We start from the raw sequence: 10,230 nt of genomic DNA, 5'->3' as shown, positions 1-10,230 counted from the left end.
GGGCGCCATTTATGGCGTAATGCCGCTCACTTAAGCCAATGCGTGCTCATTTAACCCGGTACGCATGAATGCGTACCCTACGAAAACCGCACCGAACGATGTAGGGGCGCCATTTATGGCGACCGAAACGCTCTTAAGTGACAAGTATTAAGGGCTAAAAACATGTCTTCCAGTCAATAAAGGCGGGCGTTTCGTAAAGTCGGCGTGAATAGATCCCTGCGGCGTACGCTTTACTCCACTGCCCACCTTTGTCCCATTTATGAAAGCGTAATGCGGTCTGCTAAAACTCAAAACCGCGCAGGGTATTTCAGTCCGCACCCTCTACAGCCATGAAAATCTTAACGGACCAACAAAGACCAGCCCGAAGAGCAAAGCGTCCGCGACAGGGATGGCGCGGCCGATCTGCATGGATGCGAGATTTCTTTGCGATCGGGCTGGCCTTTGTTGGTCTGAGCTCCTAGCCCCACAGCGAAACCCACGAAACTGGTGATGGATAAAGAGACACATTTGCTGGAATTTCAATGTGCGCTGCGGTCGATAAAAACGGTCCCGTGCTTTCCAGTCGACAAAGGCAGGCGTTACGTAAAGTCGGCGTGAATACATCCCTGTAGCCTCGTACGCCGCATCCATGCGGCGTACGCTTTACTCCACTGCCCACCTTCGTCTCCTTAATGAAAGCGTAATGCGATCTGCTAACACTCAAAACCGAGCAAAGTGTTTCAGTCCGCAGTCTCTACAGCCATGCAAATCTTAACGGACCAGCAAAGGCCAGCCCGAAGAGCAAAGCGTCCGCGCCAGGGAGGCGCGGCCGATCTGCATGGATGCGAGATTTCTTTGCGATCGGGCTGGCCTTTGTTGGTCTTGCGCTGAACCTAAAGCGAATTCCACAAATGCACATCGATGCCCATCAATGCACCTTCTAATGAAGTAATGCCCCCAAGAAATCCCACAAAAAAAAGGAGCGCATCACTGCGCTCCCACAAAAGACAGGAGAAAATGTTTAAGAAGTCAGTCGCTTAACCGGTGCATTCTTTTGGCGATCCCACATCACGGTCAGTAAACGCTGCAACGCAATAAACGCAAACAGCAGAATCCCAATCGCAATCTTGGTCCACCATGAACTCAGGGTGCCATCGAAGTTGATCCAAGTTTGAATTAGCCCTTGAATCAATACGCCAAACAGCGTGCCGAGCACGGTGCCAACACCGCCAGACAGCAGCGTACCGCCAATCACCACGGAAGCAATGGCATCCAATTCCACACCCAATCCGGCTAACGCATAACCAGCCGAAGTGTAAATAGAGAACACAATCCCAGCTAAGGTCGCCAAGGTGGTGGAAAGCATATAGATCTTGATAGTGGTCGCACGCGTTGAAACCCCCATCAACTGCGCGGAGGTCAAGCTGCCACCAATGGCGTAAACCTGATTACCAAACCGGGTACGATGCGCGAGGATAATGCCGCCCAGCACCACAACCAGCATAATCACCGCTAACAGACTCAAGCGACCGCCGCCGGGGATCTTCCATGCCAGACTCGATAACGTGCTGTACAACGGATGATCGATGGGAATCGAGTTTTCTGACACTAAATAACTGCAGCCACGCAGGAAAAACATCCCCGCCAGCGTAATGATAAACGCCGGGATCTTCAGCGCATCAATCAGCCAGCCCATCATGGCACCAAACATCGCGCCCATCGCCAGCACAATGGCAAACGCCAGAATCGGATCGACATGATAATCCCCGATAATGCGTGCCAGAAAAACACCGCTGAAGGCAATCACCGCGCCGACTGATAAATCGATCCCGCCCGACAAAATCACAAAAGTCATGCCGACGGCAATAATGCCGAGAAACGCATTATCAGTCAGAATATTGCAAATCACGCGCGTCGAGGCAAAACCTGGAAACTGGCTCAGGCAGAACAAATAGCCGGCGACAAACACCAGCAACGTAATCATTAAAGGTAGATGGCGCTTGATCATTTTGGACGTCTCCCTTTCAGCATGGCGATAAAGCGCGGGGATTGCAGCAGCAGCACACACATCACCACTACGGCTTTCACCACCTGATTCAACTCCGGCGGAAAGCCTGAAAGTAAAATACCGGTATTCATCGACTGAATAATTAATGCGCCAATCAACGACAGCACCAGATTAAAGCGACCGCCCATCAATGACGCTCCGCCAATCACCACCGCCAGAATTGCATCCAGCTCCAGCCACAAACCGGCGTTATTGGCATCTGCCCCTCGAATATCGGCAGCGACTATCAAGCCCGCCACAGCGGCACATACCCCGCTGATGGCGTAAGTGGACATCACCACCAGCCAACCATTCACCCCCGCATTGCGGGCTGCGCGCAGGTTAATCCCCACCGCTTCGATAAACAGGCCCAGCGCGGTTTTGCGTGTCAGCAGCCACACCAGCAACGCCACCAGTAGGGTTATCCAGACGGGCACCGGCAACAGCCACAACGAGCCGCTGCCAAACCATCCCAAACTGTCGCTGTTGAAGGTCACAATTTGACCTTGCGTGATCAGCTGGGCAATGCCGCGCCCCGCCACCATTAAAATCAGCGTGGCAACAAACGGCTGGATCTTCAGTAACGCCACTAACACACCGTTCCACAAACCGCAGGCGAGTCCGGTCGCCAGGGTGGCAAGAATAATAAAACCCAAACTGTGCCCGGCTACGGTCAGCGTGGCCGCCGTTGCACCGGCAATCGCCATCACTGCGCCCACAGATAAATCAATGCCACCGGTCGCGATCACTAATGTCATGCCCACCGCCAATAGTGCGACGGGCGCGCGCGGTTGAGGATATCAATCGGGCTGCCAAACAAGCGGCCATCCTGCACGTGGACGGCAAAAAAATTGTTCGCCACCAGGCTATCCACCAGCAGCACCAGAATCAGTGCGGCGATCTGTGGCATGCCCGGTGGCAGCTTCGGCTTACGCCGTTCAGGTTTTTGCTGTGTCATAGGGGATTCAAGCATGTTGTGTTCCTCCGTCAGCGATGGCGTTGACTATCGACGCCACCGACAGCTGCTCCAGCGGGATTTCGGCCACTTGCTTCAGATCGCGCATGATCAACACGCGATCGGCGTAGCCACCAGTTCTTCCAGTTCAGAGGAGATAACTAACAGCGCCAGTCCATCGGCGCACAGGGTTTCAATTAAACGAATAATCTCGGCGTGCGCACCCACATCAATGCCGCGCGTGGGTTCATCGAGGATCAAAAATTGTGGCTTCGTCACCAACCAACGAGACAACAACACCTTCTGCTGATTGCCGCCGGAAAGTAACTCCACGGGCTGATCGGCGTGCGGCGTGCGAATCCCCAGACTTTTGATAAAGCGTTCGGCAATCGCCTGCTGCTCGCGGCGCTTAATCGGGCGCAGCCAGCCGCGCTGCGCCTGCAACGCCAAAATGATATTTTCGCGGACTGAAGCCGCGCCGATAATGCCGTCGGTTTTACGATCTTCCGGGCAGAAGCCCATGCCAAGATGAGACGCTTTCGCCGGTGTGCGAATGTGCTGCACCTTGCCTTTAATGGTGGCAGTACCCCGATCTGCGCGACGAATGCCAAACAGCACTTCAGCAGTTTCAGTACGACCTGAACCGAGTAATCCGGCCAAACCCACCACTTCACCCGGTCGGACTTCCAGATTGAAAGGCTCAATCGTGCCCTTCTTGCCATAATCTTTGAATGATACGACCGGTTGATTGCTCTTCAGCGTGCTGCCCTGACGCTGCAAAGCGGTCTCTAACAGCTCACGGCCCAGCATCAGTTTGATCAATTCGATTTGCGGCAACGATGCCGTATCACGCGTGGCAATAAACTGCCCGTTGCGTAACACGGTGATGCGATCGGTGATGCGATACACCTGGTCGAGAAAATGAGTCACAAAAATCAGGCTCATCCCTTTGGCTTTTAACTGCGCCATTAGGGTAAACAGCATTTCGACTTCACTGGCATCGAGGCTGGCAGTGGGTTCGTCGAGGATTAACACCTGAGCCGAGAGATCGACGGCGCGGCAAATCGCAATGATCTGCTGCATCGCCACCGAGTAATGGCCCAACGGGCGCGTCACATCCAATATGAAACCGTAATTGCGCATCAGCGCATCAGCATCACGTACCATCCGCTTACGGTCGATCATGCCGAAACGACGCGGCTCGCGGCCAATGTACAAATTGTCCGCCACCGACATATTCGGCAGCAGATTCACTTCCTGATAAACGGTACCAATGCCCATTTGCTGCGCGTCAGCGGTATTGTGCGGTGAAATGCTGTTGCCATTCAGGGTGATAGATCCCGCGTCACGGCTGTAAACGCCGGTCAGTACTTTAATCAATGTGGATTTGCCCGCGCCATTCTCACCCAGCAATGCCATGATCTCGCCTTTGCGGATGCTGAACGAAACGTTATCCAACGCTTTCACGCCGGGAAAGCCTTTGCTGATGCCGTTGAGGGTCAGAAGTGCGGATTCATCGGAGGTGTTCATCAGGTTCTACCTCGCCTTACGTCATGAAAAACCGCCCCGAAGGGCGGTCGCGGGGATCAGTAACCCATGCCTTTTTTGGTATCAAGCTGAGCCTGCGCAGAGTCTGGCAGATACAACTTCGATTCGGTTTTGATGATTTTTGGCGGCATTGTGCCGTCTTTTTTGAATTTCTCCAGCGCGTCAAAGGCCGGACCCGCCATGTTCGGCGTCAGCTCGACGTTCGCATTGGCTTCACCCGCCAGCATCGCTTTGTAGATATCCGGCACGCCGTCGATAGAACCGGTCAGGATATCTTTGCCCGGTTTCAAGCCCGCTTCTTTAATGGCCTGAATGGCACCGATCGCCATGTCATCGTTATGGGCGTAAACCATGCAAATGTTCTTGCCGTTGTTTTCCGCCTTAATGAAGCTCTCCATCACCTCTTTACCCTTACTGCGCGTAAAGTCGCCTGACTGTGAGCGAATAACTTTGATGTTATTGTGTCCCGCGATGGCATCGGCAAAGCCTTTCTTACGATCGATAGCCACACTGGCGCCCACGGTGCCCTGCAACTCCACCACGTTACACTTCTTGTCACCGACCGTTTTCACCAGCCAGTCGCCAATTAACTTGCCTTCCAGCACGTTGTCCGCCGTGACCACCGCCATATACAGCGATTTGTCTTTCACCACGATGGCACGATCAAGCAGGAACACCGGAATCTTGGCGTCTTTGGCTTCTTCTAATACCGGCTCCCAACCGGTTTGCACTACCGGCGCGATAAAGATGGCATCAACACCCTGCGCGATAAATGAACGCACGGCTTTGATTTGGTTTTCTTGTTTCTGTTGGCCATCGGCGATTTTCAAGGTGATGCCACGCTTTTGCGCTTCACTTTTCGCCACATTGGTTTCCGCTGAACGCCAGCCAGACTCCGAGCCAACCTGTGAGAAGCCTACCGTCATATCCGCGGCCAGCACTGAAGTACTCAGTGCTGAACTCACCATGGCGGTCAAGAGTAAACGTTTCCACATAATTTCATTCCTCTGAAGGGAGTGTGTTGTAGGGGTACAAAACGCGGATTAAGCCTGGCGCAAAAGCGAGAAAACAAGCGCGACATGCCTCACAAAATGGAATGAATTAAAGGAGTTACAGAATTAACGCGCTAACAAGTCGTACCAGCATTATGGACAAATTACCTGTGATTTATTTCAGCCGCCGTTAAATAAATGTAATAAACAGAATCGGTTATGTGTGGGAGAACTGGAAGCGATTACAGCTGTTGCGTAAAGAATGGTTATGCGGTGAACCCTGCAGAAATGATCAGAATTGTGACTATTCGCACACTATGTGATCTGCAATTTCACGACGTGTGCATAAAACACCAGACCAGTTGGTAATAAATAAACAAAATATCCGCACCATGATTGATAAATAAGGTCGAAAAGGCAGAAAAACAGTTGGCGCATTGAGTGAAAATAAGTGTGTGAGTTTTTTTCACACCCTGCATCTAATCTGGGCTTAATTTGCCTTAGGAGCGTTAAGAAATGTGCGTTTAAAAAGATAAAAGGAAGAAAAAGTGTCTTTTCATGAGCGAATTAGCTCACCTTGTCTGATTTTTGAATTTTTTTAGCATTGGTGTATGGACTATGGCGGTGTGCTCCCTATACTTGGGCACTTCCTCGTTCTCTATTTTTTTAATGGCAATCATGACTGCGCTAGATTACCTGTTGAAATTCCGCAAAGTGAATAATCTCGATAGTCTGGAAAAACTCTATGACCATCTCAATTATTCGCTGACTGATGATAATGACATCATCAATATGTATCGCGCTGCCGATCACCGCCGTGCTGAACTCGTTTCCGGCGGTCGCCTCTTCGATATGGGCCGTGTCCCTAAATCTGTCTGGCGCTATGTAATGTAATTGGTTTTTCCCGCCTTTTTCTGCACTATTGCGTTGTCCATGTCGGGCGTGCCCCGTTTGGACATGAAACGCCCTTATTCTTTCGTAACAGGATCCGCAAGATGACCGAATCGGTAAACCCGCCGCGCATTGCTGGCTGGCTGCTGCTGCCGTTGGCATGGCTGATTATGACGATGCTCACCAGCGCGTTGGTAGTGGCAATGTATCTGAGCCCACTGTTTAACACGGAACTACGTACCACCCTGTTTTCTCACGGTGGCATGCTGCTGACCCAGTGGTCAATCTCTCTGCTTACCGCAGGTGCGGTGTGGGCTTACAGTATCTGGGTATGCTGGATTTTCTGTAAACGTTCGCGCCGCTTGCCGCGTCATTACATCTTGTGGTTACTGATGACAGTGCTGCTGGCGCTGAAAACCTTTGCCTTTACGCCTGTGGCAGACAGCAAGGCGATCCAAACTTTGCTGCTTTCGCTGCTGGCCGCCGCGGTGTTTGTCCCCTATTTCAAGCGCTCACAGCGCGTTAAACAGACGTTTATTCAGCCGTAACGACGTGAGTTTCGTCAGGAATTTAATTCTGAGTGCTCTCAACACCCACACATTTTGTGTAGAGGTTGAGATGCAGCTCTCAATTCCGGATAATAGACGCCTTTCGGCTTCCCAGGTTTAAAAATGACCGACTACTTACTTCTCTTTATTGGCACCGTGCTGGTGAACAACTTCGTATTAGTGAAGTTTCTCGGCCTATGCCCCTTTATGGGCGTGTCAAAAAAACTGGAAACGGCCATTGGCATGGGACTCGCCACCACTTTCGTGATCACTTTGGCGGCGATCTGCGCCTGGCTGGTGAACCATCTGATTCTGGTGCCGCTCGACCTCGTGTACCTGCGTACTCTGGCGTATATCTTGGTGATCGCCGTGGTGGTGCAGTTCACCGAAATGGTGGTGCGCAAAACCAGCCCGTCACTCTATCGCTTGCTGGGTATCTTCCTGCCGCTGATCACCACTAACTGTGCGGTGCTGGGTGTGCCGTTATTGAGCGTTAATCTTAACCACACCTTTTTACAGGCCGCAGTCTATGGCTTCAGTGCTTCGCTTGGCTTCTCATTGGTGATGGTGCTGTTCGCCGGTATGCGTGAACGCCTGGTATTAGCCAACGTCCCTGCGCCGTTCAAGGGCAACTCGATTGCATTAGTGACCGCAGGTTTGATGGCGCTGGCCTTCATGGGCTTTACCGGTCTGGTGAAATTCTAATGACCGCGATTTGGATTGCTATTGTGGCTATTGCCGCGCTGGGCCTGGTCTTTGGCGCCCTGCTCGGCTACGCCTCGCGTCGATTCGAGGTGGAAGAAGATCCGATCGTTGAACAGATCGACAGTATTCTGCCGCAAAGTCAGTGTGGCCAATGCGGTTATCCCGGCTGCCGTCCCTACGCGGATGCGGTGGGAAATAACGGTGAAGCGATCAATAAATGCGCCCCCGGTGGCGAGCAAACCATGCTCAAACTGGCCGCGCTGCTAAACGTTGAACCGCAACCGCTGGATGGCGGTGAGGACGTGCAGGAACCGATTCGTACGGTGGCGTGGATTGATGAAGCTAACTGCATCGGCTGCACCAAATGTATCCAGGCTTGCCCGGTAGATGCGATTGTAGGTGCCACACGTGCCATGCATACCGTACTGAGCGATGTCTGTACCGGCTGCGATTTGTGTGTTGCGCCCTGCCCGACCGACTGTATTGAAATGCGTCCGGTTGCCACCACCACGGCCAACTGGAAATGGGATCTCGAAACCATTCCTGTAAGAGTGATCCCGGTAGAAACTCATGCTTAATCTGCTAAAACTGTTCCGCAAAGAAAAACTGTGGGATTTTCAGGGCGGTATTCATCCGCCGGAAATGAAAACACAGTCAAACGGCACGCCGTTAAGCCAATTGCCGCTGTCTGAACAATTCATTATTCCGTTAAAACAGCATATCGGCCATGAAGGCGAGATTTGTGTGTCGCCTGGCGATCACGTTCTGCGTGGTCAACCGCTGACTTTTGGCAGCGGACGCATGCTGCCTGTTCACGCGCCGACTTCCGGCACCATCGAAGCAATTGCGCCACATATGACCGCGCACCCTTCGGGTCTTTCCGAACTGTGCATTTTCCTGCGCGCCGATGGTGAAGACCGCTGGACCACGCTCGATCCACAACCTGACTTTCGTGCGCTGCCGCGTGAAGATGTCGTTAAGCGTATTCATGAGGCAGGCGTTGCCGGTCTAGGTGGTGCAGGCTTCCCGACCGCCACCAAACTGCGCGGCGGATTGCGCGGGGTCAAAACCCTGATTATCAACGCTGCAGAGTGCGAGCCTTACATCACGGCCGATGACCGCCTGATGCAAGACTGCGCAGCTGAAGTGCTGGAGGGGTGTCGCATCCTCGCCTGGGTTCTGCAGGCAGAGCGCGTGCTGATTGGCATCGAAGATAACAAACCCGAAGCCATTGCAGCGCTGAAGCAGGCTTTGGGCGGCGATCGCGAGTTACAACTGCGCGTTATTCCCACCAAATACCCTTCCGGTGGTGCTAAACAGCTGACCCAGATTCTCACCGGCATTGAAGTGCCACACGGCGGTCGCTCGACCGACATCGGCGTACTGATGCAAAACGTCGGCACGGCTTGGGCGGTAAAGCGCGCCATTATCGATGGCGAGCCGATTACCGAACGTGTTGTCACGTTGACCGGCGAAGCGATTGCGCAGCCGCGTAACGTTTGGGGACGCCTGGGCACGCCGGTAAGTCATCTGTTGCATCAGGTGGGTTTTGCGCCGGGTTCGCGTCAGATGGTGATAATGGGCGGCCCGCTGATGGGCTTTACGCTGCCATCACTCAATGTGCCGCTGGTAAAAATATCCAACTGTATTCTTGCGCCCTCTGCCAGCGAGATGGGCAATAACGAAGAAGAACAGTCTTGTATCCGCTGTAGTGCCTGTGCAGATGCCTGCCCGGCGAAGCTGCTGCCTCAACAGCTATTCTGGTACAGCCAGGGTGGCGATCATGAGAAAGCGCGTGCCCACAATATCGATGACTGCATTGAGTGCGGTGCCTGTGCGTATGTCTGCCCGAGTAATATTCCGCTGGTGCAATATTATCGCCAGGAAAAGGCAGAACTGCGTGCGATCGATCTTGAAGCGAAGCGTACCGCCGAAGCGAAGGCGCGTTTTGAAGCGCGTCAGGCACGTTTAGAGCGGGAAAAACTGGCACGTGAAGCGCGCCATGAAGAAGCTAAACAACGCGTGGCGCGGACCGACCCAGGTGAACGTGACGCAGCCATCGCCCGCGTAAAAGCGCGTGCCGCCAAAACACCAGAGCAGGAAACCGCCGAGCGCGAGGCCCGCCATGCGCAGGCTTTAGCTCAGCAGGCGGAGAAACAGTCTGAAACACAGGCGCTGAGTCGCCAGTCTGGCGACCCGCGTAAAGCCGCGGTAGAGGCGGCGATTGCTCGCGCTAAAGCGAAGAAGTCTGGTGCGGCCGAGCAATCTGCGAACGAAGTTCTTGAAACACCTTTGGCTGAGGCTGATCCACGCAAAGCGGCGGTTGAAGCCGCGATTGCCCGTGCTAAGGCGAAAAAAGCCGCAGCCGCAGAACAAGCGCCTGAAGCTGCTGATGCGGCCTCTGCTGCAGAAGCCGATCCACGCAAAGCGGCGGTTGAAGCGGCCATTGCGCGTGCTAAGGCGAAGAAAGCCGCGGCTGCGGCTGGCGAACAAGCAGCTGAACCCGCTGTTGCAGCTCCTGCTGCTGAAGTCGATCCGCGCAAAGCAGCGGTTGAAGCCGCTATT

The 10,230-nt window shown here is 53.5% G+C and carries 7 protein-coding genes and 2 pseudogenes; 5 read left to right on the top strand and 4 right to left on the bottom strand.

Features of this window, described 5'->3' with window-relative positions; translation table 11 throughout:
- Positions 1-1,000: 1,000 nt before the first annotated feature.
- The 4 genes and pseudogenes from yjfF to ytfQ form a co-directional block, all read right to left on the bottom strand.
- Positions 1,001-1,987, bottom strand: coding sequence for a galactofuranose ABC transporter, permease protein YjfF (gene yjfF, locus HA51_RS26685; RefSeq protein WP_084938432.1), 987 nt, complete (start codon positions 1,985-1,987; stop codon positions 1,001-1,003).
- Positions 1,984-2,999: pseudogene (gene ytfT / locus HA51_RS26680) on the bottom strand (galactofuranose ABC transporter, ATP-binding protein YtfT). Before ytfT ends, yjfF begins: the two are co-directional and overlap by 4 nt.
- Positions 2,992-4,511 (bottom strand): annotated as a pseudogene (locus tag HA51_RS26675) (sugar ABC transporter ATP-binding protein). The pseudogenes ytfT and HA51_RS26675 overlap by 8 nt, the downstream one beginning before the upstream one ends.
- Positions 4,512-4,567: 56 nt before the next feature.
- Positions 4,568-5,524 carry a galactofuranose ABC transporter, galactofuranose-binding protein YtfQ gene (gene ytfQ / locus HA51_RS26670; RefSeq protein ID WP_045816967.1) on the bottom strand — a complete coding sequence of 319 codons (957 nt, stop codon included), beginning with the start codon at positions 5,522-5,524 and terminating at the stop codon, positions 4,568-4,570.
- A gap of 675 nt (positions 5,525-6,199) precedes the next feature.
- On the opposite strand from ytfQ, the gene ydgT reads away from it, so the two are divergent.
- From ydgT to rsxC, 5 genes are all read left to right on the top strand, one after another.
- Complete coding sequence (ydgT, locus tag HA51_RS26665) at positions 6,200-6,415, top strand: transcription modulator YdgT (RefSeq protein WP_084938431.1); 216 nt, start codon at positions 6,200-6,202, stop codon at positions 6,413-6,415.
- A 101-nt stretch (positions 6,416-6,516) separates the two neighbouring features.
- A complete protein-coding gene (locus HA51_RS26660) occupies positions 6,517-6,960 on the top strand; it encodes a DUF2569 domain-containing protein (RefSeq protein ID WP_084938430.1) in 444 nt (147 codons plus the stop codon).
- Positions 6,961-7,083: 123 nt separating this feature from the next.
- The gene (rsxA, locus tag HA51_RS26655; protein ID WP_084938429.1) at positions 7,084-7,665 is read left to right on the top strand and encodes an electron transport complex subunit RsxA; all 582 of its coding nucleotides are present in this window, start codon (positions 7,084-7,086) and stop codon (positions 7,663-7,665) included.
- Positions 7,665-8,243: an electron transport complex subunit RsxB gene (gene rsxB, locus HA51_RS26650; RefSeq protein WP_084938428.1), complete on the top strand. Its 579-nt coding sequence runs from the start codon at positions 7,665-7,667 to the stop codon at positions 8,241-8,243. Before rsxA ends, rsxB begins: the two co-directional genes overlap by 1 nt.
- Positions 8,236-10,230: electron transport complex subunit RsxC (rsxC, locus tag HA51_RS26645; protein ID WP_084938427.1), on the top strand; the 1,995-nt coding region annotated here is incomplete at its 3' end. The genes rsxB and rsxC, both read left to right, overlap by 8 nt.

This window comes from Pantoea rwandensis (assembly GCF_002095475.1).
Taxonomy (GTDB): Bacteria; Pseudomonadota; Gammaproteobacteria; order Enterobacterales; family Enterobacteriaceae; genus Pantoea; species Pantoea rwandensis.
The sequence above is the reverse complement of the archived record's forward strand: the minus strand, read 5'-3'. Positions and strand labels throughout refer to the sequence as shown.